This is a genomic window from Ramlibacter sp. GS1-15, from assembly GCF_057785015.1.
This window is the reverse complement of record NZ_JBYNTU010000002.1, coordinates 274,364-298,211: the sequence shown is the minus strand read 5'-3', so window position 1 is coordinate 298,211 and position 23,848 is coordinate 274,364. Positions and strand designations below refer to the sequence as shown.

At 69.7% G+C, this 23,848-nt stretch carries 25 protein-coding genes and 1 pseudogene; 12 read left to right on the top strand and 14 right to left on the bottom strand.

Annotation, left to right across the window (positions count from 1 at the left end):
- Positions 1–715: pseudogene (locus tag AC3EF3_RS20460) on the bottom strand (hypothetical protein); the annotation flags it as partial.
- Positions 716–748: 33 nt separating this feature from the next.
- Between AC3EF3_RS20460 and mnmA the strand changes: the two are divergent.
- Positions 749–1,855, top strand: coding sequence for a tRNA 2-thiouridine(34) synthase MnmA (gene mnmA, locus AC3EF3_RS20455; RefSeq protein ID WP_488534107.1), 1,107 nt, complete (start codon positions 749–751; stop codon positions 1,853–1,855).
- Positions 1,856–1,941: 86 nt separating this feature from the next.
- Here the strand turns inward: mnmA and ssb are convergent, their stop codons facing one another.
- Genes ssb through AC3EF3_RS20435 form a run of 4 tightly spaced genes read right to left on the bottom strand, consistent with a single transcriptional unit; the run spans position 1,942 to position 5,482 of the window.
- The gene (ssb, locus tag AC3EF3_RS20450; protein WP_488534106.1) at positions 1,942–2,424 is read right to left on the bottom strand and encodes a single-stranded DNA-binding protein; all 483 of its coding nucleotides are present in this window, start codon (positions 2,422–2,424) and stop codon (positions 1,942–1,944) included.
- Positions 2,425–2,457: 33 nt separating this feature from the next.
- On the bottom strand, positions 2,458–3,672 hold the full coding sequence (locus tag AC3EF3_RS20445; RefSeq protein WP_488534118.1) for an MFS transporter: 1,215 nt from the start codon (positions 3,670–3,672) through the stop codon (positions 2,458–2,460).
- A 32-nt stretch (positions 3,673–3,704) separates the two neighbouring features.
- Complete coding sequence (locus AC3EF3_RS20440) at positions 3,705–4,802, bottom strand: S-adenosylmethionine:tRNA ribosyltransferase-isomerase (protein ID WP_488534105.1); 1,098 nt, start codon at positions 4,800–4,802, stop codon at positions 3,705–3,707.
- Positions 4,799–5,482 carry an SDR family NAD(P)-dependent oxidoreductase gene (locus AC3EF3_RS20435; protein WP_488534104.1) on the bottom strand — a complete coding sequence of 228 codons (684 nt, stop codon included), beginning with the start codon at positions 5,480–5,482 and terminating at the stop codon, positions 4,799–4,801. Before AC3EF3_RS20435 ends, AC3EF3_RS20440 begins: the two co-directional genes overlap by 4 nt.
- A 105-nt stretch (positions 5,483–5,587) precedes the next feature.
- Between AC3EF3_RS20435 and AC3EF3_RS20430 the strand changes: the two genes are divergently transcribed.
- From AC3EF3_RS20430 to AC3EF3_RS20420, 3 genes are all read left to right on the top strand, one after another.
- The gene (locus tag AC3EF3_RS20430; protein WP_488534103.1) at positions 5,588–6,166 is read left to right on the top strand and encodes a helix-turn-helix domain-containing protein; all 579 of its coding nucleotides are present in this window, start codon (positions 5,588–5,590) and stop codon (positions 6,164–6,166) included.
- 58 nt (positions 6,167–6,224) lie between these two features.
- Entirely contained in the window at positions 6,225–9,137 is a 2,913-nt protein-coding gene (gene uvrA, locus AC3EF3_RS20425; protein ID WP_488534102.1) for an excinuclease ABC subunit UvrA, read from the top strand.
- Positions 9,138–9,218: 81 nt separating this feature from the next.
- Entirely contained in the window at positions 9,219–9,671 is a 453-nt protein-coding gene (locus AC3EF3_RS20420) for an outer membrane lipoprotein (protein ID WP_488534101.1), read from the top strand.
- A gap of 10 nt (positions 9,672–9,681) precedes the next feature.
- On the opposite strand, the gene AC3EF3_RS20415 is transcribed toward AC3EF3_RS20420, so the two are convergent.
- Genes AC3EF3_RS20415 through AC3EF3_RS20400 form a run of 4 tightly spaced genes read right to left on the bottom strand, consistent with a single transcriptional unit; the run spans position 9,682 to position 12,207 of the window.
- Complete coding sequence (locus AC3EF3_RS20415; protein WP_488534100.1) at positions 9,682–10,701, bottom strand: NADPH:quinone reductase; 1,020 nt, start codon at positions 10,699–10,701, stop codon at positions 9,682–9,684.
- A gap of 17 nt (positions 10,702–10,718) precedes the next feature.
- Positions 10,719–11,396, bottom strand: a complete 678-nt coding sequence (locus tag AC3EF3_RS20410; RefSeq protein ID WP_488534099.1) for an RNA polymerase sigma factor — start codon at positions 11,394–11,396, stop codon at positions 10,719–10,721.
- A complete protein-coding gene (locus AC3EF3_RS20405; protein WP_488534098.1) occupies positions 11,393–11,692 on the bottom strand; it encodes a cupredoxin domain-containing protein in 300 nt (99 codons plus the stop codon). Before AC3EF3_RS20405 ends, AC3EF3_RS20410 begins: the two co-directional genes overlap by 4 nt.
- Positions 11,692–12,207 carry a DUF4142 domain-containing protein gene (locus AC3EF3_RS20400; protein ID WP_488534097.1) on the bottom strand — a complete coding sequence of 172 codons (516 nt, stop codon included), beginning with the start codon at positions 12,205–12,207 and terminating at the stop codon, positions 11,692–11,694. The genes AC3EF3_RS20405 and AC3EF3_RS20400 overlap by 1 nt, the downstream gene beginning before the upstream one ends.
- A 112-nt stretch (positions 12,208–12,319) precedes the next feature.
- Here AC3EF3_RS20400 and AC3EF3_RS20395 point away from each other — a divergent pair, with 112 nt between their 5' ends.
- Positions 12,320–12,919, top strand: coding sequence for an ATP-dependent Clp protease proteolytic subunit (locus AC3EF3_RS20395; protein WP_488534096.1), 600 nt, complete (start codon positions 12,320–12,322; stop codon positions 12,917–12,919).
- Positions 12,920–12,923: 4 nt separating this feature from the next.
- Here the strand turns inward: AC3EF3_RS20395 and AC3EF3_RS20390 are convergent, their stop codons facing one another.
- Together AC3EF3_RS20390 and pyrF are read right to left on the bottom strand one after the other, a co-directional pair.
- Positions 12,924–13,391 (bottom strand): DUF1203 domain-containing protein, encoded by a 468-nt coding sequence (locus AC3EF3_RS20390; protein WP_488534095.1) that lies wholly within the window; start codon positions 13,389–13,391, stop codon positions 12,924–12,926.
- A 78-nt stretch (positions 13,392–13,469) separates the two neighbouring features.
- On the bottom strand, positions 13,470–14,294 hold the full coding sequence (gene pyrF / locus AC3EF3_RS20385; protein WP_488534094.1) for an orotidine-5'-phosphate decarboxylase: 825 nt from the start codon (positions 14,292–14,294) through the stop codon (positions 13,470–13,472).
- A 26-nt stretch (positions 14,295–14,320) separates the two neighbouring features.
- Here pyrF and AC3EF3_RS20380 point away from each other — a divergent pair, with 26 nt between their 5' ends.
- The 3 genes from AC3EF3_RS20380 (at position 14,321) to AC3EF3_RS20370 (ending at position 16,909) form a co-directional block, all read left to right on the top strand.
- Entirely contained in the window at positions 14,321–15,211 is an 891-nt protein-coding gene (locus tag AC3EF3_RS20380) for a DMT family transporter (RefSeq protein ID WP_488534093.1), read from the top strand.
- A 10-nt stretch (positions 15,212–15,221) separates the two neighbouring features.
- Entirely contained in the window at positions 15,222–16,589 is a 1,368-nt protein-coding gene (locus AC3EF3_RS20375; protein ID WP_488534092.1) for an AmpG family muropeptide MFS transporter, read from the top strand.
- Positions 16,590–16,690: 101 nt separating this feature from the next.
- Entirely contained in the window at positions 16,691–16,909 is a 219-nt protein-coding gene (locus tag AC3EF3_RS20370; protein ID WP_488534091.1) for a hypothetical protein, read from the top strand.
- Here AC3EF3_RS20370 and AC3EF3_RS20365 read toward each other — a convergent pair whose 3' ends face one another.
- Positions 16,910–18,385, bottom strand: coding sequence for a class I adenylate-forming enzyme family protein (locus tag AC3EF3_RS20365; RefSeq protein WP_488534090.1), 1,476 nt, complete (start codon positions 18,383–18,385; stop codon positions 16,910–16,912). It lies immediately after the preceding gene.
- 74 nt (positions 18,386–18,459) lie between these two features.
- Here AC3EF3_RS20365 and AC3EF3_RS20360 point away from each other — a divergent pair, with 74 nt between their 5' ends.
- Positions 18,460–19,173 carry a response regulator gene (locus AC3EF3_RS20360; protein WP_488534089.1) on the top strand — a complete coding sequence of 238 codons (714 nt, stop codon included), beginning with the start codon at positions 18,460–18,462 and terminating at the stop codon, positions 19,171–19,173.
- 12 nt (positions 19,174–19,185) lie between these two features.
- Entirely contained in the window at positions 19,186–20,373 is a 1,188-nt protein-coding gene (locus AC3EF3_RS20355; RefSeq protein WP_488534088.1) for a HAMP domain-containing sensor histidine kinase, read from the top strand.
- Between the two features lie 243 nt (positions 20,374–20,616).
- Here AC3EF3_RS20355 and AC3EF3_RS20350 read toward each other — a convergent pair whose 3' ends face one another.
- The gene (locus AC3EF3_RS20350) at positions 20,617–21,207 is read right to left on the bottom strand and encodes a carboxymuconolactone decarboxylase family protein (protein WP_488534087.1); all 591 of its coding nucleotides are present in this window, start codon (positions 21,205–21,207) and stop codon (positions 20,617–20,619) included.
- A complete protein-coding gene (locus AC3EF3_RS20345) occupies positions 21,197–22,402 on the bottom strand; it encodes a YbfB/YjiJ family MFS transporter (protein WP_488534086.1) in 1,206 nt (401 codons plus the stop codon). The genes AC3EF3_RS20350 and AC3EF3_RS20345 overlap by 11 nt, the downstream gene beginning before the upstream one ends.
- A 66-nt stretch (positions 22,403–22,468) precedes the next feature.
- On the opposite strand from AC3EF3_RS20345, the gene AC3EF3_RS20340 reads away from it, so the two are divergent.
- Both AC3EF3_RS20340 and AC3EF3_RS20335 read left to right on the top strand, forming a co-directional pair.
- Positions 22,469–23,326, top strand: coding sequence for a LysR substrate-binding domain-containing protein (locus tag AC3EF3_RS20340; protein WP_488534085.1), 858 nt, complete (start codon positions 22,469–22,471; stop codon positions 23,324–23,326).
- A gap of 6 nt (positions 23,327–23,332) precedes the next feature.
- Complete coding sequence (locus tag AC3EF3_RS20335; protein WP_488534084.1) at positions 23,333–23,635, top strand: hypothetical protein; 303 nt, start codon at positions 23,333–23,335, stop codon at positions 23,633–23,635.
- Positions 23,636–23,848: the final 213 nt, after the last annotated feature.

The window sequence follows — 23,848 nt, the reverse complement described above, 5'->3', positions numbered from 1 at the left end:
GCGCGGGCGGTGCCGGCACCGGGGCGGGTGCCGGCGCGGGCGGCGCCGGTGGGGTCGGTGCGGGCGCGGGAGGCGCCGGTGCCGGCGGCTCCGGTGCGGGCACCGGAATGGCAGGTGCAGGCACCGGTTCGGGCGGGGGCGCCGGCGCCGGGACCGGGACCGGCGCCGGTGCGGGCTCGGGAACCGGTGCGGGCAAGGGAGCGGGCGCCGGGATGGGCACCGGCGCGGGGACCGGCGGCTGCTCGGGCACCGGCGCGGGCGCGGGCGGCGGCTGAGGGATCGGCAAAGGCGGCACGGGCACCGGCACGGCCGGCGCTACGTCCGGCGGCGCCGGTACGGCAGGCTGGGGCTTGACCGATTCGCGCGCCGGCTCGGGCTCGAGGGGCGGTGGCGCGGGCGCGGGCTCCTTCGCCTGCAAGGTCTCGGGCAATTGCTTCGTGGCCTTCAGCGGCAGGCTCGATTCGGGCGTGTTCGAGAACACCGACATGTCGGTGCTGGGGCTGGTCGGCGGTCGCACGGTGATGGCGCGGCTGGTGTTGGCCGACGGGCTGATCGGCCGCACGTACTGGTACACCACGTAACGCACCGTCGGCACCAGCGGCGAGTACTGCAGCAACAGCCAGATGAGCCCCGCATGGATGGCCGCCGTGGTCGCCATGGCCGCGGGCGAGATGCGCTCGCGCGGGAACGGCGGAGTGGCGGGCCGGTAGAGCATTGGGGGAATTGGTGCGCTGGGATAATCGCACAAATGAGTGCGAAGCCTCGCGTGGTCGTCGGGTTGAGCGGAGGCGTGGACTCCGCCGTCAGCGCGTGGCTGCTCAAACAGCAGGGATACGACGTCGTCGCCATCTTCATGAAGAACTGGGAGGACGATGACGACGACGAGTACTGCTCGTCGCGCCAGGATTTCCTGGACGCCGCCAGCGTGGCCGACGTGATCGGCATCGAGATCGAGCACGTCAATTTCGCGGCCGAATACAAGGACCGCGTCTTCGCCGAGTTCCTGCGCGAGTACCAGGCCGGCCGCACGCCCAACCCGGACGTGCTGTGCAACGCCGAGATCAAGTTCAAGGCCTTCCTCGACCATGCGATGCGCCTGGGCGCCGGGAAGATCGCGACCGGGCACTACGCCCGCGTGCGCGAAGTCGAGGGCCGCTTCGAGCTGCTCAAGGGCCTGGACGAGACCAAGGACCAGAGCTATTTCCTGCACCGCCTCAACCAGGCGCAGCTGTCGAAAACGCTGTTCCCGGTGGGCGAGCTGCGCAAGACCGAAGTGCGCCGCATCGCCGCGGAGATCGGCCTGCCCAACGCGAAGAAGAAGGACTCCACTGGCATCTGCTTTATCGGCGAGCGGCCGTTCCGCGATTTCCTCAACCGCTACATCAGCAAGGAACCGGGCCCGATCAGGGACGAGAAGGGCCGCGTGATCGGCGAGCACCAGGGCCTGTCGTTCTACACGCTGGGCCAGCGCCAGGGCCTGGGCATCGGCGGCGTGAAGGCGAAGGGGGCGCAGCGCGGCGGCGGCGAGCACGCGCCCTGGTTCGTGGCGCGCAAGGACATCGAGAAGAACACCTTGTGGGTGGTGCAAGGGCACGACCACCCGTGGCTGCAGTCGCTCGCGCTGGATGCCGATGACGCGAGCTGGATCGCGGGCGAATCACCGCGCGCGGGCGACTACGCCTCGAAGACGCGCTACCGCCAGGCGGATGCGCTGTGCGCGCTCGCGGCCGGCGCGAATGGCGAGTTCCACCTCGACTTCCCGCAGCCGCAATGGGCGGTCACGCCGGGCCAGTCGGCCGTGCTGTACGCGGGCGAGGTGTGCCTGGGCGGCGGCGTGATCAGCACGGGGGCCTGAGGGCCGGGTTCCACCTCGCGCGCGGCGGCCAGACCGTCGGCATTGATCCCCGAAAACAAGGCGGCACGCTCGCGCCGCAGTACGCTTCAGAACGGGATGTCGTCGTCCATGTCGTCGAAGCCCGTCGAAGGCTTCGAGGCGGCCGGCTTGGACACCGGCTGCGAACGCGACGGCGGGCTGGCGCGGCGGCCGGCGCCGTCGTCATCGTCGTGCGAGGACGGCGCGCCCATGCCCTGGCGGCTGCCGAGCATCTGCATGGTGTCGGCGCGGACCTCGGTGATCTGGCGCTCGTTGCCGTCCTTGTCGGTGTACTTGCGGGTGCGGATGCTGCCTTCGACATAGACCTGCGAGCCCTTGCGCAGGTACTCGCCGGCGATCTCCGCCAGCCGGCCATTGAAGACGACGCGGTGCCACTCGGTGGCCTCCTTCATCTCGCCGGTGGTCTTGTCCTTCCACTTGTCGGTGGTGGCGATGGTGACGTTGGCGACGCGGTCGCCGCTGGGGAAGGTGCGCACCTCGGGGTCGCGCCCGAGGTTGCCGACGATGATGACCTTGTTGACGGATGCCATGGGGAGAGTCCTCCTGCAATTGGATGATTATCGCTAGGTCGCCTGGGCGTCAGCGTCGTCGGCCAGCACTTCTTCGGCGGTCTTGCGCGGCGCGGGCGCCTTCATGGGCCAGGCCACGACGAACCACAGCGCCATCAGCAAGGCGCATGTCGCGAAGAGTCCCGGGTACCCAACGTTCTTGGCCAGCCAGCCGCCGACCGCGCCGCCTGCGAAAAATCCCACAGACTGGAGCGTGTTGTACACGCCCAGGGCGGCGCCCCGCGCGTGCGGCGGCGCGACCCGCGAGGCCATGCTGGGCTGGCTGGCCTCCAGCACGTTGAAGCCGCAGAAGAACACGAACAGCAGGAACGCCAGCGCCGTCAGCCCCGGCTCGCGCGCCGCCCAGAGCAGGCCCACTTGCACGAGGGCCACCAGCCCCACGGCGCCCAGGAACGCCGCGCGCAGGAAGCCGCGGCGCTCCAGCGGGAACAGGGTCGCACCCATCACGACGAAGGACGCGACCACCGCCGGCAGGTACACCCACCAGTGATGCTCCTTCGGCAGCCCGGCCTGCACCAGCAGCGCGGGGATGGCCACCCACATCGCGAGTTGCACGGCATGCAGGATGAACACGCCGGCATCGAGCCGCAGCAGCGCCGGATCGCGCAGGACTTCCGAGAGCTTGCCGCGCGGGACGTTCTTGTGCTGCGTCGGCTCGGGCGGTGTCCACCACAGGACCACCGCGATGCAGACGAGCGCCATCGCGCCGGTGACGGCGAACAGGCCGGCCAGGTGGATCGCCGACGCCAGCATCGGGCTGGCCACGAGCGACACGGCGAACATCAGGCCGATGCTCGCACCGATCACGGCCATCGACTTGGTGCGCACCTCGTCGCGCGTCAGGTCGGCCAGCAGCGCCGTCACGGCCGCGTTGACGCCGCCTGCGCCCTGCAGCGCGCGGCCGATGACGAGCCCATGCAGGCTGTCCGCCGCGGCGGCGACGAAGCTGCCCATCGCGAAGACCAGCAGGCCGAAGACGATCACGCGCTTGCGCCCGAGGCGGTCCGAGGCCAGGCCGAAAGGGATCTGCAGCAGGCCTTGCGTCAGGCCGTAGATGCCCATGGCCATGCCGATGAGCGCCGGGTCGTCACCGCCGGAGTAGCGCTGCGCTTCCAGCACGAAGACCGGCAGGACCAGGAAGAGGCCGAGCATGCGGGCGGCGAAGATGGCCGCGAGCGAGCCGCTGGCGCGGCGCTCGGCGGCCGTCATGCTCGTGGTGGGGACGGAAACGGTGGCTGTGTTCACGGAAGGGGATAGCAGGAAGCGGGCCGCATGGGCCCGCCGATCCCGATTTTCCCCGATCCGCGAAAGTCCCCTTCGATCCACACCGAATCGCCGAACTCGTGCGTGAGATAACCGCCGGCATCCAGCTCGGCGCTCGCGGCGCGCAGCACCGCGTCGCTCGCGAACGCGCGCAGCAGTTCGTAGTGGCTGGTGCCCGGCTCGTGCGTGCCGCTCACGATCACGTCGACGAGCGCGAGCGGCGTGTGCGGGCCGATCTTCTGGTCCGCCACGTCCGGACCCGGCGAGAGCGTTCCGCGCGACGCGGCGTGCTCGAGGGCTCGCGTCACGGTGGTGCCGAGCGCGATCAGGCGGCCGCCGCGCGCTTTGGTGGCGCGGATCGCACGCACGGTGGACGCCGGCAGGTGGTAGGGCTCGTCGAGCGGCAGGCGGGCATCGAGCGTCGGGTCGCCGGTCGAGGACAGCCCCGCGGCATGCGTGAGCGTCGCGAACCCGATGCCCTTCGCCTTCAAGGCGGAGAGCAGCGCCCAGTCGAGCACGAAGCCGGCCGAGGGCGGCTCGAATGCGACCGGCAGCGCGGCCACGCGCGTCCACACATCCCACAGCTTCAGCGGCTCGGCCATGTGCGCGTACTGCACCGGCTGGCCGTGGCGCGCGATGCCGGACCAGATCGTGTCGGCGTCGCCTGCGAATCGGATCTGCGCGAGGCGCGGATGGTCGAGCGTGCGCCGCACGGTCGCGCGCAACGGGCCCAGCGCGAGCGCGTCGCCCGGCTCGACCTGGGGCGGCAGCGGCCGGCGTTCGGTCGGCGTGCGATGGTCGCCCTCGCCGAACAGCACCGCCGTGAATTCATGGACGTCGTCGATCCGCAGCGAGCGGCGTCCGGCCAGGCGCACTTCGATCGCCCGCCCGCTGCGCTCGTGCACGCCGGCCAGGCTCGCGGGCAGCGTGGCCGCGTCGTTCGCGACGAGCAGGTCGCCCTCGCGCATGAAATCGGACAGATGCGCGCGGTCGGCGTGCCGGGTGCGCCCGGCCGCATCGACGACGAGCAGCCTGGCGCCGCGCGGGCGCTGGGTCGGCCGGTTCGCCGCCTTCATGCGATCACCTGCCCGATGCGCGCGAGCAGCTCGACCGCCGACTGCGCCGGGCGCTTGAGCGTCGCGGGATCGGCATCGGGAATCGCCAGTGCGTGCAGCGGCGTGTCCATGTCGCCCGGGTCGTGCGCGATCACCCGGATGCCGTGCTCCTTCAGCTCCTCGTCCCAGATGCGGCTCATGTGCGCGAGCGCGGCCTTGCTCGCGCCGTAAGCGCCCCAGCCCGGATAAGCGCTCACTGCGGCGTCGCTGCTGATGTTCACGACGATCGCCGGCCGGCCTTCGCGCGCCGCAGCCGCCAGCGCGCCCAGCAGCGCCTTGGTCAGGCGAAACGGCCCGAGCAGGTTGGTCTGCAAGGCGGCCTCGAAGTCTTCGCACTCGGTATCGGCCAGCGGGGCCAGCGGCACCGGGCCGAGCGAGGACGCATTGTTGATGAGGATGTCCAGGCCCCCCAGCGCCGAGGTGACCTGCAGCGCCAGCGGATGGATCGTCTCCTTGCGGGCGACGTCGCCGGCGATGCCGTGCGTGCCGGGCCGGCGCAGCGCGACGGCGCTGACGCGGTGCGGATCGCGCGCGATGAAGGCGACCTGTGCGCCGCCGGCGTGCAGCGCGTCGACGAGGGCCAGGCCCAGGCCGGAGGTGCCGCCCGTGACGGCGACCCGCCGCCCTTGCAATGGGTTCATGGTGTTTTCCTTTCGCATGCCGTCACGATAGGAAGACCTTGCCCGCGTGGCGAGCGCCGCGTCCAACGCATTGGCAGATGCTCGTTCCGGCGGACAATCCGCGCGATGAGCAGTGAAGAACCGACCGGCGGCGCCGCCTCGCACCTGGCGCGCAACCTGGTGAACCTGCGCCGCACGCGCGGCCTCACCCAGGACATGCTGGCGCGCGACGCGGGCGTGCCGCGCTCGACCATCGCGAATCTCGAATCCGGCGAAGGCAACCCCTCGCTGGCGGTGCTGGTGAAGGTCGCGCAGGCGCTGGCCGTGCCCATCGACGAGCTGCTGGCTTCGCCGCGCGCGATGGTGCGGCGCTGGAGCGCCGACCAGGTCGCGCTGCAGGTCAAGGGCCGTGGCGTTTCCATCCGCCCGCTGGTGCCCGAGCCGGTGCCCGATTCGCAGATGGAGGTGATGGACTTCGCGCCCGGCGCGCTGATGGGCGGCACACCCCACCTGCCCGGCACGCGCGAGTTCTTCACCTGCCTGCAAGGCCGCGTGAAGATCACCGTGGCCGGCGACGCCTTCGAGCTGGGCACGGGCGAGGTGCTCGCCTTCCCCGGCAACCTGCCGCACTCCTACCAGAACGTGGATGCGGTCGCGCCGGCGCGCGGCGTCTCGGTCGTCATCTTCGCCAAGGCCGGCTCCTGACTTTCGCCGGGATGACCGCGGGCCGTATCATGTCGGGTTCACTTCGACGCACCCGGCATTGAAATCGTCCACGGAAGGCAAGTACCTCGGCAGCCTCGCCGCCGCCCAGCGGATCAGCATCCGCGGGGCGCGCACGCACAACCTCAAGAACGTCGACCTCGACATCCCGCGCAACCAGCTGGTGGTGATCACGGGCCTGTCGGGATCGGGCAAGTCCTCGCTCGCCTTCGACACCTTGTATGCCGAAGGCCAGCGCCGCTACGTCGAGAGCCTGTCGGCGTACGCGCGCCAGTTCCTGCAGCTGATGGACAAGCCGGACGTGGACGTGATCGAAGGGCTGTCGCCCGCGATCTCGATCGAGCAGAAGGCCACCTCGCACAACCCGCGCTCCACCGTCGGCACGGTGACCGAGATCCACGACTACCTGCGCCTGCTGTTCGCGCGCGCCGGCACGCCCTACTGCCCGATCCACGACATCGCGCTGCAGTCGCAGACCGTCTCGCAGATGGTCGATACCGTGCTCGCGCTGCCCGAGGACACGCGCCTGATGATCGTCGCGCCGGTCGCACGCGATCGCAAAGGTGAGTTCACCGAGCTCTTCGCCGAGATGCAGGCGCAGGGCTATGTGCGCTTCCGCGTCGGCGGCCAGCTCTACGAGTTCGACCAGCTGCCCAAACTGAAGAAGGCGGAGAAGCACGACATCGACGTCGTGATCGACCGGCTGAAGGTGCGGCCCGAAATCCAGCAGCGCCTGGCCGAGAGCTTCGAGGCGGCGCTGCGCCTGGCCGACTCGCGCGCGGTCGCCGTCGAGATGGACTCGGGCAAGGAGCACTGGTTCAACGCCAAGTTCGCCTGCCCGATCTGCAACTACTCGATCGCCGAACTCGAGCCGCGCCTGTTTTCGTTCAACTCGCCGGTGGGCGCCTGCCCGGCCTGCGACGGCCTGGGGCACATGGAGTTCTTCGATCCGCAGCGGGTGGTGGCTTTCCCGTCGCTGTCGATCGCCAGCGGCGCGATCAAGAGCTGGGACCGGCGCAATCCCTATTACTTCTCGATGATCGAGAGCTTGGCCAAGCACTACCGGTTCGACGTCGAGCAGCCCTTCGAGGAGCTCGATGCCAAGCTGCAGCACGTCATCCTGCACGGCTCGGGCGAGGAAGAGATCAAGTTCAACTACACCTTCGAGTCGGGCGCGCAGGCCGGTCGCAAGACAACCCGGAAGCACCCCTGGGAGGGCGTGCTGCCGATCATGGCGCGCCGCTACCGCGAAACCGATTCGGCGGCCGTGCGCGAGGAGCTGGCCCGCTACCGCAGCCTGCAGCCCTGCCCCGAATGCGGCGGCACGCGGCTGCGCAGCGAGGCGCGCCACGTCCGGCTCGGAGAAGACAAGAACGCGCGCACGATCTACGACATCAATCACATCACTCTGCGCGAGAGTTTCGAGTACTTCCAGCAGCTGCACCTGCGCGGCGCGAAGGCCGAGATCGCGGACAAGATCGTGCGGGAGATCGGCCTGCGGCTGAAGTTCCTCAACGACGTCGGCCTGAACTACCTGACGCTGGACCGCAGCGCCGAAACGCTCTCCGGCGGCGAGGCGCAGCGCATCCGCCTCGCTTCGCAGATCGGCTCGGGCCTGACGGGCGTGATGTACGTGCTCGACGAGCCGAGCATCGGCCTGCACCAGCGCGACAACGACCGCCTGATCTCCACCCTGCGCCATTTGCGCGACATCGGCAACAGCGTGATCGTCGTCGAGCACGACGAGGACATGATCCACGCCGCCGACCACATCATCGACATGGGCCCGGGCGCCGGCACCCACGGCGGGCAGGTGATGGCGCAGGGCACCTTCGAGGAAGTCGCCAACGCGCCCGAATCGCTCACCGGCCAGTACCTCGCGCGCAAGAAGACGATCGCCGTCCCCAGCAAGCGCACGCCCTGGCTGCCCGCCCCGCCGCCGGCGCTGGCCAACCAGGTCCAGGAGCTGCGCGTGACCGGCGCGCGCGGCAACAACCTGAAAGGCGTGACGGTGTCGTTCCCGGTGGGCCTGTTCACGTGCGTGACGGGCGTGTCGGGCTCGGGCAAGTCGACGCTGGTGAACGACACGCTCTACGCGTCGGTGGCGCGCACGCTGTACCGCTCCCACGACGAGCCCGCGCCGCACGACGAACTCGAAGGCATCGACTACTTCGACAAGGTGATCAACGTCGACCAGTCGCCGATCGGCCGCACGCCGCGCAGCAACCCGGCCACCTACACGGGCCTGTTCACGCCGATCCGCGAGCTGATGGCCGACACGACGATGGCGAAGGAGCGCGGGTACGGCCCGGGGCGCTTCTCGTTCAACGTCGCCGGCGGCCGCTGCGAGGCCTGCCAAGGCGACGGCGTGGTGAAGGTCGAGATGCACTTCCTGCCCGATGTCTACGTCGCCTGCGATGTGTGCAAGGGCGCGCGCTACAACCGCGAGACGCTCGAGGTGCAGTGGAAGGGCAGGAACATCGCGCAGTTGCTGGACATGACGGTGGAGGACGCGTACGAGTTCCTCAAGCCCGTGCCGGCGATCGCGCGCAAGTTGCAGACCTTGCTGGATGTCGGCCTGTCCTACATCAAGCTCGGCCAGTCGGCAACGACGCTGTCGGGTGGCGAGGCGCAGCGCGTGAAGCTCGCGCTCGAGCTGTCCAAGCGCGACACCGGCCGCACGCTCTACATCCTCGACGAGCCGACCACCGGCCTGCACTTCGCCGACATCGACCTGCTGCTCAAGGTGCTGCACCAGCTACGCGACGCCGGCAACACCATCGTCGTGATCGAGCACAACCTCGACGTCATCAAGACGGCCGACTGGATCGTCGACATGGGGCCGGAAGGTGGCGCGGGCGGCGGCGAGGTGGTGGGCACCGGCACGCCCGAGGCCATCGCGGCCAACCCGGCGAGCCACACCGGGCGCTACCTGAAACGCCTGCTGCCGTAGGAACGCGCTGTTTCGATTCGCTGGCGGCGTCCTACCGCCGGCGGGCCGGACGCTGGCTATGGTCGAGCAAGGAGCACGGCCATGACTCGCACATCCTCCCTCGTCTTCACCGCCTGCGCCCTGGTGGCCGGCGGATCCTTCGCGCAGCAGACTGCCCCGCACGACGTGTGCCGCCGTTGCGGTGTCGTGCAATCGGTGCAGAAAGTGGAGCGCACCGAGAAAACCAAGGGCATCGCCGGCACGCCCGTCACGCCCGGCATGGCGATCGGCGGGCTGGCCGGCGGTGTGCTGGGCAACCAGATCGGCAGCGGCTCCGGCCGCGGCGCGGCCACGGTGCTCGGGGCCGCGGGCGGTGCCTACGCGGGCCACCAGATCGAGCGCCACACCCACCGCTACACCGCCTACGTGATGCGCATCCGCATGGACGACGGCACGATGCGCACGGTCGAACAGCGCGCGCCGATCGCGCGTGGCTCGCACGTGCTGGTCGAAGGCCACACGGCCCGCCTGGAGCACCCGCCGCGGCACGGCTGACCGATGTTCGTCACGGACGGGCTGCCGAAGAAGGCGAGCCCTGGTCGGCGAGCGACAGGACGACGTTCCCGCCCGCCGTGCCTTGTCCCACCATGTCGTGGGCGCGTGCGATCTGCGACAGCGGCAGGCGTTGCGCCACGTTGTGGCGGATCGCGCCCTTCGCGAGCAGGTCATGCAGGGTCGCGATCGCGCGGGCTCTTTGCTCGCGCTCGAGGTTGTACACGATGAAGAAGCGCAGCTCGAGGTTCTTCGAGATCAGCGGAAAGAATTCGAGCGAAAACGGTGACTTCCCGCTGCCATAGGCCACCACCTCGCCGCCGGTGCGCAGGCATTGCATATCGATGGCGGCATTGGCCGCGATGTCGACCTCGATGATGCGGTCGACGCCGGTATCCCCCGTCGCGCGCAACACCGTCTGTGCCACGTCCTCGCGCTTGTAGTCGATCACGAGCTGCGCGCCCGCTTCCCGCGCAAGTTGCGCCTTCGCGTCGCTGCCCGTCGTCGCGATGACTTGCGCGGCGCCCAGCTCGCGCGCGAACTGCACGGCATAGTGGCCCACCGCCCCCGCGCCGCCCTGCACCAGCACGCGCTTGCCTTGCACGCCGCCGGCCATGAGCACCGCGTGCATCGCCGTCAGCGCCGGGATGCCGAAGCAGGCCCCGGCCTCGTCGGGCACGCCCGGCGGCAGCGGGACCGCCTGCTCCTGCGGCAAGGCGACGAATTGCGCCGCCGTGCCCGACGCCCGGCCCCACGCCGCGTTCCACAGCCAGACGCGCTCGCCCAAACGGGCCGGGTCGACGCCCGCGCCCACCGCATCGATGACGCCCATGCCGTCGCTGTGCGGCACGATGCGTGGAAACGCCAGCGTGCTGCTGCGCAGGCCCATGCGCGTCTTGACGTCCGATGGATTGACCCCGCTGAACAGGACCTTGACACGCACCTCGCCCGCACCCGGTCGCGGATCCGGCAGTTCACCGAGCTGCAGCACCTCGTGCGCCGGCCCGGTCTTCTCGTAGAAAGCGGCTCGCATGGCCGCCATCGTAGGGCTCAGTGCAAGACCCGCCCCAGCACGCGGGCAACGATGCGGTCGCAACGCTCGCCGTCGAAACCGAAGAGTTCCTGCTCGGCAACATCGATGTCCTGCGCCAGCGATTCGCGCAGCAGGCTGCGCGCGCGGAAGTGCCGCGTGCGCACCGTGGCCTGCGGAATGTCGAGCAGCTCCGCGGTCTCCTCGACACTCAGCTCCTCGACGCAGCGCATCATGAACACGGTGCGGAAGGCTTCGGGCAGCTCGCCGACCTTGCGCTCCAGCAGCTCGCGCAATTCCGAGCGCACCAGCGCGCGATCGGGCGTCTCGACCTCCGGCGCGAGGTCGGACACGCCCTCGGTGGTCGGCGACTCGGGGACGATCGCGACGATGCCGTCACGGCGAAGCTCGCGTCGCCGGCGCGCGAGGCAGTGATTGAGCACGAGGCGCGACAGCCAGGTCGCGAGCGACGCCTCGCCGCGAAACGATGCGATCGCCCGGTAGGCCGCCAGGTAGCCCTCCTGCAAGGCGTCCTCGGCGTCGGCCGGATCGCGCAGGACCGACAGCGCGATCCGGTACAGCCGCCGGTTGTGGCGGCGCATCAGCAGCTCGAACGCGGCGCCATCGCCGGCCGCGACGCGCGCGGCGAGCTCGGCATCGCCGATGCCTTCGGGAACGGTGGTGGCGCGCGCTGTCATTTCACCTCGATGCGGCCCTTCATGCCCGGGTGGTAGCTGCAGATGTAATCGTAGGCGCCGGCCTTGTCCATCTTGTGCGACCAGGTCTTGCCCGGTGCGATGTTGCCCGAATCGAAGCGGCCGGCCGCGGTGGCCGTGTGCGGCACCAGGTCGTCGTTGCGCCAGGTGACCGTGTCGCCGCGCCGGACCGCGAGCTCCACCGGCGAGAACTGCATGCCCTCGATCTTGACTTCGTGCGTGCTCGCCGCGAGGGCGGTGCCGGTGGCGAGCGCGGCCGCCAGGAGTGCGGGCCGCATCACTTGCCCATCTGCATCTGCAGGTGCTTGGCATGATCGAGGTGCGCGACGAATGCCGGGCGCACCTTCTCGATCAGCGCCTTCAGCTCGGGATTCTTCGCCGACGGGATCAACGTCTTGTCGACCGCGTCCAGCACCTGCTGGTGGTAATCCACTTCATGGTCCACATAGGCCCTGTCGAAGTCCTTGCCCTTGAGCTTCTTGAGCGCCGCGATGTTCTCGTCGCCACCCTTCTTCAGCGAGTCGCTGGTGGGGTTGGATTCCGGTTTGACGCCCAGCTTCTTCACCAGGGCGCCCGCCTGCTTGTTGACCGCCGTGTGGTCCGTGATCATCTGCTGCGCGAAGGCCTTGACCTCCTTGTTGTGGGTCTTGCCCTTGGCCAGCTTGCCGGCGTCGATGTCCACCTGGTTGGCCGTGACCACGATCGCGGCGATCTGCGGGTCGGTCGGACCCTGCTGGGCGAATGCGAAGGCCGGCGCGGCCAGCAGGGCGATGAGGAATGTGCGGATGCGCATGAGGGTTCTCCTTGTGGGTGTGCCGCCATAGACGCCACGAAACCCCGCCGCGTTCCCGGCCAGGTCGCGTCGTGCAATGATCGGGTTTTCGCGAAATACCAGGAGAGCCGCCATGGCAGAGCACGACGAAGACAAGGAAACCACCCCCTCCACGGCCGAGCCGCGCAACGCCTTCCTCGAAGAGAAAGCCTTCAAGTCGCGCACGGTGCTCGTGTTCGGCGAGATCTCCGACCGCTCGGCGGCGGACATCGTGCGCCGCCTGGTCGCGCTGGATGCCGATTCCAGCATGCCGATCGACATGCTCGTCAGCTCGCCCGGCGGGCACCTCGAATCGGGCGATGCGATCCACGACATCCTGCGCTACATCAGCGCGCCGGTGAACATGATCGGCACGGGCTGGGTCGGCAGCGCCGCCACCCACATGTACCTGGCCGTGCCGAAGGAGCGCCGCTACTGCACGCCCAACACGCGCTTCCTGATCCACCAGCCCAGCGGCGGCGCGGGCGGCCAGGCGACCGACATCGCCATCCACGCCCAGGAGATCATCAAGGCGCGCGAGCGCGTCGCCCGCGTGATCGCGCGCGAGACCGGCAAGCCGCTCGACACGGTGCTGCAGGACATCGAACGTGACCGCTGGATGTCGGCCGAGGAAGCGATCGCCTACGGGCTGGTCGGTCGCGTCATCGAGCACAAGACCGACATCCACAAGTGAGGCGCTAGGCCCGCTCGATGCGCGCGGCGAAGCAACCACGCCGCGCGTAATGCGCGTGCACGTAAGCCGTGCGCGCATCGCCGAGCAGCCGTTCGATCAACGGCTCCACTTGCGCGCCGTCGACCACGTCGGCGTCGACCATCATTCCTTGCGCGTCGAACGCGCGCAGCGACAGCAGGCGGCGGCGCATGACGTCGGGCACGCGGTTCACCGCGTCATAGGTGCGCTGCTCGCCCTCGACCACGTAGATGGCATGGCGCGAGCGGTACGGCGTGGCGGCCGACTGGTGCTCGTAATTGAGCAGCAGCACCGTCTCGCCCGGCTCGGCGTCGCGCAGCGAGATGCGGTCGGGCGCGCCATGCGGCTCCTCGACGTGCATGCGCACGACCCCCAGCTCACGCAACCGCTCGTCGCCCAGCCCCGCGAGATGCGCGAACTCGGCCGCGGGCAGGCCCTTGATCCTGAAATCCATGGATACCTCCTGGTGATGGAGGCAGTGTCGCGGCGGCCGACGAAGCACGCTCGCCGTTTCCGGACCGCCGGTCGAGCCTCAGTGCTTCGCCGCTTCGAGCTGCTCGCGCGTGCGCTGCGCCTCGCGCCGCGCCGCCTCGGCGAAGTCATCGCCGCTCGACGCATAGAGGATCGCGCGCGACGAGTTGACGACGATGGGCGCCTGGGCGCGCCAGCCCGCCTTCACCGTCGCGGCCGCATCGCCGCCCTGCGCGCCCACGCCCGGGATGAGCAGCGGCAGGGTCGGCGCGAGCTCGCGCACGCGCTCGATCTCGGCCGGATACGTGGCGCCGACCACCAGGCCCAGTTGCCCGTTGGTGTTCCACGGCCCTTGCGCCAGCCGCGCGACATGTTCGTACAGCAGCGGCTGTCCGGGCACCGATGCGAGCCGCTGCGCCTGCAGGTCGTCGCCGCCCGGATTGGACGTGCGGCACAGAAGGAACGCCCCCTTGCCCTGGTATTGCAGGTAGGGCTGGACCGAATCGAAGCCCATGAAAGGCGACAGCGTCACCGCGTCGGCGCCGTAGCGCTCGAAAGCCTCTTTCGCGTACTGCTGCGCCGTCGCGCCGATGTCGCCGCGCTTCGCATCGAGGATCACCGGCACGTGCGGCGCGTTGCGGCGCATGTGCGCCATGAGGCGTTCGAGCTGCGCTTCGGCGGCATGGGCCGCGAAATACGCAATCTGCGGCTTGAAGGCGATCGCCAGGTCCGCCGTCGCATCGACGATCGCCGCGCAGAAATCGTAGATGCGCGAAGCGTCGCCTTTCAGGGCGGCCGGGAAGCGCTGGGGATCGGGGTCGAGGCCGACGCACAGCATCGACCGGTTGCGCTGCTGCGCGGACTGCAGCTGCTCGAGAAAGGTCATGAGCCGTGATTGTAGGATGCGGGCCCATGCATCGATTGAACGGCCAGCAGCTCGCCACCCTCGTCCTGCTCACGCTCACCTGGGGCTTCAACTGGCCGGTGATGAAGATCGGCGTCACCGGCTTTCCGCCGCTCACCTTCCGCGCCGCCTCGATCCTGCTCGGCATCCCGGTGCTGGCGCTGGGCATGGTGCTGTTGAAAGTGCCGTTCACGATCGCGCGCCGCGACTGGCGCGAACTGGCGCTGCTCACGCTGACCAACATGCTGGTCTGGCACATCTGCATCATCTTCGCCGTGCGCCAGCTCTCGAGTGGGCGTGCCGCGATCCTCGGCTACACCATGCCGATCTTCTCGGCGCTGATCGGCGCGCTGATGTTCAAGGCCAAGCTCGCGCCGCGGGCCTGGCTCGGCGTGGGCGCCGCCGCGCTCGGGGTGGTCCTGCTGCTCTGGCACGAGTTCACGGGGCTCGCGGGCCATCCCTCGGGGGTGGCACTCGCGCTGGTGGCCGCGTGCGTGTGGGCGCTCGGCACGCAGCTGCTGCGCCACACGCGCATCGAAGCCCCCACCCTCACCATCGCGTTCTGGATGATCGTCGCGGCGGGCCTCTTGATGACGGTGCTGGCCGCGGTGTTCGAGCACGCGCAATGGCAAGTGCCGCCCGCGCCGGTGGCCTGGGCCATCCTTTACAACGCCGTGCTGATCTTCGGCTACGCCCACGCGGCGTGGTTCTCGCTGGCGCGCTCGCTGCCGCCCCTCGCGTCGACCCTGAGCGTGATGTTCATTCCGGTCCTGGGCGTCTTCAGCGGCGCCCTGTGGCTGGGCGAGGTGCTGCACTGGCAGGACTGGGCCGCCGTCGCGCTGATGGTGGTGGCGATCGCTTCCGTGCTGTGGCCGTCGCGCCGGCTCGCGACCGCATAATCGCCCGGGCATGGCCGACGACCGCCAACCCGCCGCTCCCGCCGTGACTGCGCGACGCAGGCGCACGGCGATCGAGGTCCTGCGCGAGCTGCGCCAGCCCAAGGTCGCCGTCATGCTGGCACTGGGCTTCTCCTCGGGGCTGCCATTCCTGCTCACGGCGAACACCTTCGGCTACTGGCTGCGCGACGCGGGCACGAGCCTGATCGCGATCGGCTTCATTTCCTGGGTCGGCTTCGCCTACGCCTTCAAGGTCTACTGGTCGCCGCTGGTCGATCGCGTCGATGTTCCCTTGCTCGGGCGGCTGGGCCGGCGCCGCGGCTGGATGCTGTTGTGCCAGCTGCTGGTGGCCGTCGGCCTCATCGGCATGGCGCTGGTCGGCACCGAAGGCGGGCTCGCGGCGATCGGCGCCTTCGCCTTGCTCACCGCCTTCGCTTCGGCCACGCAGGACGTCGCCGTGGACGCCTGGCGCATCGAGGCGGCCAGCGATGCCGACGAGGTCGGGCTGATGACTTCGGCCGCGCAGGTCGGCTACCGCGTTGCCCTGCTCATTACCGACGCGCTGGTGATCGCGATGGCCGCGCGCATCGGCTGGCCACTGTCGTACGGCTGGATGGCCGTGCTGATGGGCGTCGGCGTCGTCGCGACGCTGTTCGCGGTCGAGCCGGCACGCGCCGACCAGGTGCTGCACGAGAAGCCGCCGCTGTGGACCCCGCGCGGCCTGGCCGATGCGATCGTCGGGCCCTTCGTCGACTTCTTCGGCAAGCACAAGGCCGCGGGCCTGGTGATGCTGCTGATGGTGGCGCTGTACCGCCTGCCCGATTTCGTGATGGGCCCCATGTACAACCCCTACTACCACGACCTCGGCATCGCGAAGGACACGGTGGCCTGGGTGCGCGGCACCTTTGGGCTGGTCGCCACCTTTGCGGGCATCGCGGCGGCAGGCATCGGTGCGGTGCGGGTGGGCCTCTTTCCCACGCTGATTGCCGGGCTGGTGCTGGAGGGCCTGGGCACGGCGGCGTTCGCGCTACTGGGGATCCGCGCCGATGCGTCGACCTTCGCCGCCGTGATGGCGCTCGACTCGTTCGCGCAAGCCTTCGCGGGCGTGGCGCTCGTCACCTACATGTCGAGCCTGACCAGCCTCGGCTACACGGCGACGCAGTACGCGCTGCTGTCTTCCACCTACGCCATGCTCGGCAAGTTCCTGAAGGGCTTCTCGGGGGCGACGGTGGATGCGCTCACGCCGGTGCACGGCCTGCTGGGCGCCTACGCGATCGCCTTCCTGGGCACCGCGCTGACGGCCCTGCCGCCCCTGCTGCTGATCGTGCTGCTGTGGCGCATGCAGTGGCGCAGCACACGTCCAGCCGCGCAAGGCGCATAGGAGCCCTCCTACTGTCGCGCACTGCCCGTCCTTACAACATGCACATCCACACTGCCTTAGATTGCAAGGTGGCAATCAGGCCATACGAAAGAAGACAGGCAGTGGCGGAGTCGCATGACCGCAAGAAATCCGCGGAAGGCAGGAAGCCCGCGGAGGACCGCGCCGCACAGGCGAAGGACGCGCCACGCGAGCGGCGCGCGAGCCACCGTGTGAGCGACGATCAGAAGTCCGGACAGGGCTCGATGTCGGCGCTGTCGAAACTGAGGATGATCGAGCGCAAGCGCGCGCCGCTGCGTGCGTTGCGCGACGACACCGTCTGATCAGTCTCGCCGTCCGAGCATCGACGCCAAGGCGCCGCGTTGAACCTTGCCCAGCGCCGTCCTGGGCAGCGCCTCCACCCACAGCCAGTGGCGTGGCATCTTGTAGCGCGCGATCCGCGCCGCCAGGTGCGCCCGCAGTTCGTTTTCGTCCGCCGGGGCGCCCGGCCGCATGACCACGGCGAGCGCCACCACCTCGCCCCACTGCGCGTCGGGCACGCCGAACGCCGCGCATTCGAGCACGCCGGGATGCGCGGCCAGCGCCTGCTCGATCTCGGCCGGGTGGATGTTCTCGCCGCCAGAGATGATCAGGTCCTTCGCCCGGCCGACGATGGTGAAGCTGCCGTCCGCGTCCTGCCGGGCGAGGTCGCCGGTGTGGAACCAGCCGTCGCCGTCGCAAGCGGGCTCGTCGGGCCAGTAGCGCTGCACGACATTGGGCCCGCGCACCCACAGTTCGCCCACGCCGTCCTTCGCCTCGGCCAGCCGTGCCTCGATCTCGGGGGCGGGCCAGCCGCAGGAACCGACCCTGTCCATCGCGTGCTGCGGCGGCAGCGCGATCGAGAACGGGCCGGTCTCGGTGGACCCATAGACGTTGCACACCGGCAACCCACGCGCGTGGAAGGCTTCGATCAGCGGCGCCGGGATCAGGTTCGATCCGGCCCACACCGCGCGCAGGCTGGAAAGGTCGGCGCCGGCCCAGCGCGGATGCTCGATCAGCGCCTTCATCGTCGCCGGCACCTGCAACGTGAGCGTGGGGCGCTCGCGTTCGAAGCAGTCGAACGCGTCGTCGGGCGCGAACCGCGCCAGCAGGTTCACCTGCGCTCCTGCGCCTAGGGCCGGGAGGGTCTGGATGCACAGGCCGCCGACGTGGAACAGCGGCAGCATGGTGGCGATGCGGTCGCCCGGCGCGATGCGCTGCACCTGCGCGGCAATGCGCATGTTGGCGGCGAGGTTCGCCTGCGTGTGGACCGCCGCCTTGGGGCGCCCGGTGGTGCCCGATGTGAAGACAAGCAGCACGGGCGCGTCGGCGCGCGCCGGGTCGGGCGCGGTGAGCCTTCCGCCGTCTTCGCCCAGCTCGCGCGCGTGCCGTGATGCGATCCCGTTGCGCCGCGCGGCCTCACCCGCGGCCGCGGCCCAGGCGTCGTCGTGCACCAGCAGCTTCGGCGTGCATTGCGCCAGCAACCCGTCCCATTCCGCCGGCGCCAGCCGGAAATTGAGCGGCAGCAGGATGGCGCCGATGCGCGCCAGCGCGAACAGCAGCACGAGCTGCGCCACATCGTTGGCGCCCAGCCACGCGATCCGGTCGCCGGCACGGATGCCCGAGCCGTTCCCCAGGTGCGCCGCCGCGCGCTCGATGCGCTGCGCGAGCTCGCCGTACGTGATGCGCTGCTCGCCCTGGACGATGGCGATCGCCCGCGCGTCGCGCGCGGCCTGCAGCGCGATCGTGTCGCTGAAGGAGGTCCCGGATACCCCAGCCATTTACCTAACTTTACCGCCGCGACAAGCGCGCGTGATCGCCACTGATGACCATGGCAAGCCTTACCATTTGGCCCATGCAGCAGCTGCTCATCATCGAAGACGACGCCCGCCTCGCGCAAATGGTCGGCGAGTACCTCGAGCGTTCCGGTTTCGGTGTGACGCACGCACTCGACGCCAAAGCCGGGCTCGGGCTGCTGCAGGACCCGCCGGCAGGCGCCATGCCGGACCTCGTCATCCTGGACCTCATGCTGCCGGACATCGACGGGCTCGAGGTGTGCCGCCGCGTGCGCGCGCTGCCCGGCGAAGCGGGCCAGATCCCGGTGCTGATGCTCACGGCCAAGGGCGACCCCATGGACCGCATCGTCGGGCTGGAGCTCGGCGCCGACGACTACCTGCCCAAACCCTTCGAGCCGCGCGAGCTGCTCGCGCGCATCCGCGCCATCCTGCGCCGGCGCACGGAAGGCGCGCACCCCGCGCCCAAGGTGATGCGCTTCGGCTCGCTCGAGATCGACCGCGACGCGCGCACGGTCACCGTGGGCGGCAAGCCGGCGGAGCTCACCTCCTACCAGTTCGACCTGCTGATCGCGCTGGCCGAGCGCGCCGGCCGCGTGCTCACGCGCGACCAGATCATGGAGGCCGTGCGGGGGCGCGAACTCGAGGCCTTCGACCGCTCGATCGACGTGCACATGGGGCGCATCCGCGCGGCGATCGAGGCCGACCCGAAGATCCCCAAGCGCATCCTGACCGTCCGCGGCGTGGGTTATGTCTTCGCCAAGCAGCAGGACTGATTTCGCCAAGACATGACGCCCTGGCAGGCGCGCTGGCGCTTTCCCCTCTACCTGCGCATCTGGATGGCCGTGGTCGCGGCCGTGGTGATGCTGACCATCGCGTTCGGCTGGCTGTGGCGGCTGTCGAACGAGCAGGCCCCCGAGCGCGAAGTGATCATCCGCAACGATGCCGGCGAAATCCTCGGCCAGGACCGCACGCGACCCACGCGCGATCCGCAGCGCGGCCTCGAATTCAATGTCGACATGAAGGACGGCAGCAAGCTGGTCGTGCAGCTGCCGCCGCGCCGCCGCTCGCCCGGCGAGCCGCCGCCGGGTGGCGGCTGGATGCGCGGGCCCGGCGGCTTCCTGTGGATGATCGGCATCGTCGCGCTCGCCGTGGCGATCGGCGCGTACCCCGTCGTGCGCCGCCTCACGCAGCGCCTGGAGGAACTGCGGCGCGGCGTCGAGCGCTGGGGCGAAGGCGACCTGTCGGTGCGCATGAACGAGCAAGGCTCGGACGAACTCGCCTTCGTCGCGCAGCGCTTCAATCACGCGGCCGAGCGCGTCGACACACTGCTGAAGGCGCACAAGTCCCTGCTCGCGAACGCCTCTCACGAATTGCGCACGCCGCTCGCGCGCATCCGCATGGGCATGGAGCTGATGGGGCCGGCGTCGTCACCCTCGTTCCAGGACGAGATCCGCCGCAACATCAACGAGCTCGACCAGCTGGTCGACGAGATCCTGCTGGCCAGCCGGCTCGATGCGAAGGAAGCCGATGTCGGCACGATCGAGCAGGTGGACCTCACCGGCCTCGTCGCCGAGGAGTGCGCGCACACCGGCGCGGAACTGGTGCCCAGCGCCGACGAACGCAGCGTCGTGGTCGACGGTGTCGCCAAGCTGCTGCGCCGGGCCGTGCGCAACCTGCTCGAGAATGCGCGCCGCTACAGCGACGGGCCCGTGACGGCTGAGCTCAAGTGCGAGGGTGCGTCCGCCGTGCTGCGGGTCAACGACCACGGGCCGGGCGTGCCACCCGGCCAGCGCGAGCGGATCTTCGAGCCCTTCTATCGCCTGCCCGGCGCGAGCGAGCGCCACGGCGGGGTGGGGCTGGGACTGGCGCTGGTGCGCTCGATCGCACAGCGCCATCGCGGCAGCGTGCAATGCGAAGACGCGCCCGGCGGCGGCGCGTCGTTCGTGCTGCGCGTGCCCTGTCAGCAGGTGTAATTCGCAGTAAAAGTTTGGCGCATCGATTGATCGCCGTGAAGAAAATCACCAAGATAAACGCGAAAACCCGGAGTTTGCAGGCATCCCTCATCCATTGAGGGGATGCGTGCCGCGCCAAAGCACATTAGAGTCACTTCAACGCTGTCACGCTCGACGTTCCGGCAAACGGTTTCAAGTCTCCCAACGACGTCCTTCCAAGGACTTGATACAGCCACCGCAAGGTGGCTGTTTTTTTTTCGCCGGTCACGCCGGAAACGGCGCGAGCCTTTCGCCACCCGCCTGGGGCGGCGTGCGGGCGACGTTCATCAGCCACGACACCATCGCGAAATAGCCGACGACCGTCACGAGTTCGACCACGCCCTGCTCACCGAAGCGCGCCAGTGCGCCCGCGTAGGCTGCATCGCTCACGCCGTGGGTCGTGAGCAGCTCGCGCGTGAAATCGAGCGCCGCTTCCTCGTCGGGCGGCAACCGCTGGGGCCGCGCGCCCGCGCGCAAGGCAGCTATCGTCTCGGGTGACACGCCGGCCTTGACGGCCAGCGGCGCGTGCATCGCCCATTCGAACTGGTTGGTCACGTGGCGCGCGACGGCGCAGATCACGAGCTCGCGCACCCGCGCGTCGAGTACGGATTCGAAGCGCAGGTACTCGCCCATCTTCGCCACGCGATCGAGCAAGGCCGGACTGCGCAGCAGCGGCAGGAAGGGGCCGTACACGCCCTTGCGCGGGCCATGGACCAGTGCATCGGCGGCGGCGCGCTGCGCCTCGTTCATCGCTGCCGCATCGGGCATGGGCAGGCGCTCGCGCGCGTCGGGGGCGAATCCTTGTTCACCGGGCATGGAGGATCTCCTTGTCGACAGTCGGTTGGCGATTCGCCCGCCACAGCCACGCGGCGGAAACGAACGAGGTCAGCGCCGCCACCTGCAGCGCGATGTTCAGGCCCGATTGCGCGAAGCCGGGCACGTGCAGCAGCAGCGAGGACGCGATCGGGCCGGCGATCTGGCCTAGCGCGAAGGACGAGGTCATGCGCGCGACCGCCGGCGTCGGGTCGCCTTGGGCCCGGGCCCGCACCTCCTGCACGCCGGCGAGCGTGACGATCATGAAAGTACCGCCGACCATCAGCGCGGACAGGGCGATGGTCACGCCGCTCAGCCACAGGCTGGGCAGCAGCACGCCCAGCCCCATGATGACGTTCGAGACCGCCCACACCTGCAGGCGCGTCGCGTGGCGCAGCGCCCAGCCGGCCACGAAGGTGGAGATCGCGGCCGTGATGCCGAACACCGGCCAAGCCAGGCCGAACAGGCGCGGATCGCTCACGAGCGTGCGCGCCATCACCGGCAGGAAGGTGGCGGGCAGGATGTAGCCGAAGCCGAGCATGCCGTAGCAGATGACGAGCCCCCGCAGGCCTTGCGGTGCCTCGGAGCGCGCCGCCGCGCGCGCGCCCGCCGGCATCTGCGCATGCAGGTGGCGCAGCACCATCGCCACCGGCACGATGAGCACGGCCGCGACGATCCCCAGTTGCACCCACATCGCCGGTGCGCTCGCGTGCAGCGCCGACGCCGCCAGGCAGTACAGGCCCGCCGCCGCGATGCCGAAGCCCACGCCGGAGAAGACGGCGCCGCCACGGTGGATCTCGCCGCGCTCGGCCAGCGCGCCCAGGCACCAGATCGCCGTGGCGACGAACGCCCACGCGCTGCACACGCCGGCCGCGAAGCGCAGCAGCGCCCAGCACCACGCGGGCACCGGCAGGGCCATGGCGGCCGTCAGCACGGCCGTGAGCACGAGCGCCACGGCGGCCAGCCGGACCGCGCCCCAGCCCAGGCGCGGCGCCGTGATCGCGCCGACGAGGTAGCCCGCATAGTTGGCGGCGGCGATCCAGCCGCCCGCCGCGGCGTCGAGCTGGCCGGCCTGGATCATCAGCGGCAGCAGCGGCGTGAACGCGAACCGGCCGATGCCCATCGCCACCGCCGCCGAGAGGATGCCCGCGACGGTGATCGCCAGCGGCGAGGCGCGGCCGGTGCCTTCGTTTGCCATGGAAAACGATTAGACCGAGAATCGCCCGCACGCACAAATGAATTATCGAGAAGGATCGTTCTTGCCGTGAGAACCATCGACCTGGAGTCGCTCGAGATCTTCCGCGCCGTCGTGCAGGAGGGCGGCGTGATCCGCGCCGCCGCCAAGCTCAACCGCGTGCAGTCGAACGTGACGACGCGCATCAAGCAGCTGGAGGAGCGGCTCGGGTTGCGGCTGTTCCGCCGCCAGGGCCGCTCGCTCGCGCTTTCGCCCGAAGGCGAGCTGCTGCTGTCGTATGCGCAGCGCCTGTTCCGCCTGGCCGACGAGGCCGAGAACGAGTTGCGCAGCGGCAAGCCCATGGGGGTGTTTCGCATCGGCTCGCTCGAGAGCACGGCCGGCAGCCGGCTCGCGCCCATCCTGTCGCGCTTCCATCGGCTCTATCCCGGCGTGGTGGTCGAACTCGTGACCGGCACCACCGGCGCCCTGGTGCAGCGCGTCGCCAATTTCGAGATCGAGGCCGCCTTCGTCTCCGAGCCCTTCACCGCGCCCGGGCTGGAATCGATCAAGGTGTTCGAGGAGGAACTGGTGCTGATCACCGCGCGCGACGTGGCCGAGGTGACGCGGGCGAGCCAGCTCGCCGGATCGACGCTGATCGCCTTTGCCAACGGCTGCTCGTACCGCAAGCGGGTGGAGGAGTGGCTGGGCGCGTCGGCCGTGATGCCCGCGCGCACGCTCGAGTTCGGCTCCTACCAGGCGATGATCGCCTGCGTCGCGGCCGGCACCGGCTTCGCGATCGTGCCGAAGTCGCTGCTGGTCGCGCTGAAGGCCACGCACGACGTGAAGCAGCACGAGCTGCCCGCGCGCATCCGGCGCAACCACACGCACCTGGTGTGGCATGGGGCGGCGTCGCAGGCGCTGGAGCGGTTGAAGGGGCTGGTGAAGTAGGCTGGAGTGCCGCTGCTCTCCTGGCTACCCATGTTTCCGTGGCGCTTCCTTGGGTCTCAGGCGAATCACGTTGTCGTCAAGCGGCCGAGCTTGTGGATTGCGCACCATTTCGCGAGCATCGTCGACTTCGATACCGAGATATCGAACAGTGCTCTGGGCTTCCTGTGGGACCGAATCACCGATACGGTTCTGCGGCTGGCCACCCAGTCTTTGCGAACTGCGTCACTGAAGCCTTCGATTTCCAAGGCTAGGATGCGCGCCAGGCTCGTTCATCCTGGGGAGACGGCGATGGCGACGGCATGGATTTAGGGTGCTTCGCGTGTACTCACGGTGCTCGCCTGGTGGCATGGGCGCGGCAATCGCAAAGGCAAGCGCTGCGAGCGCGCTCGGATCCTGCGCGAGCATCCCCGAGCTTGCGGAAGTCGCACCACGCGGCTGGCACACCTGAACTGACACCCGCGCCGGTGGGAGTGAGCCGGTAGGAGGGCGTTTGACGTAAGTGCCTAACGTATCAAGCATCAC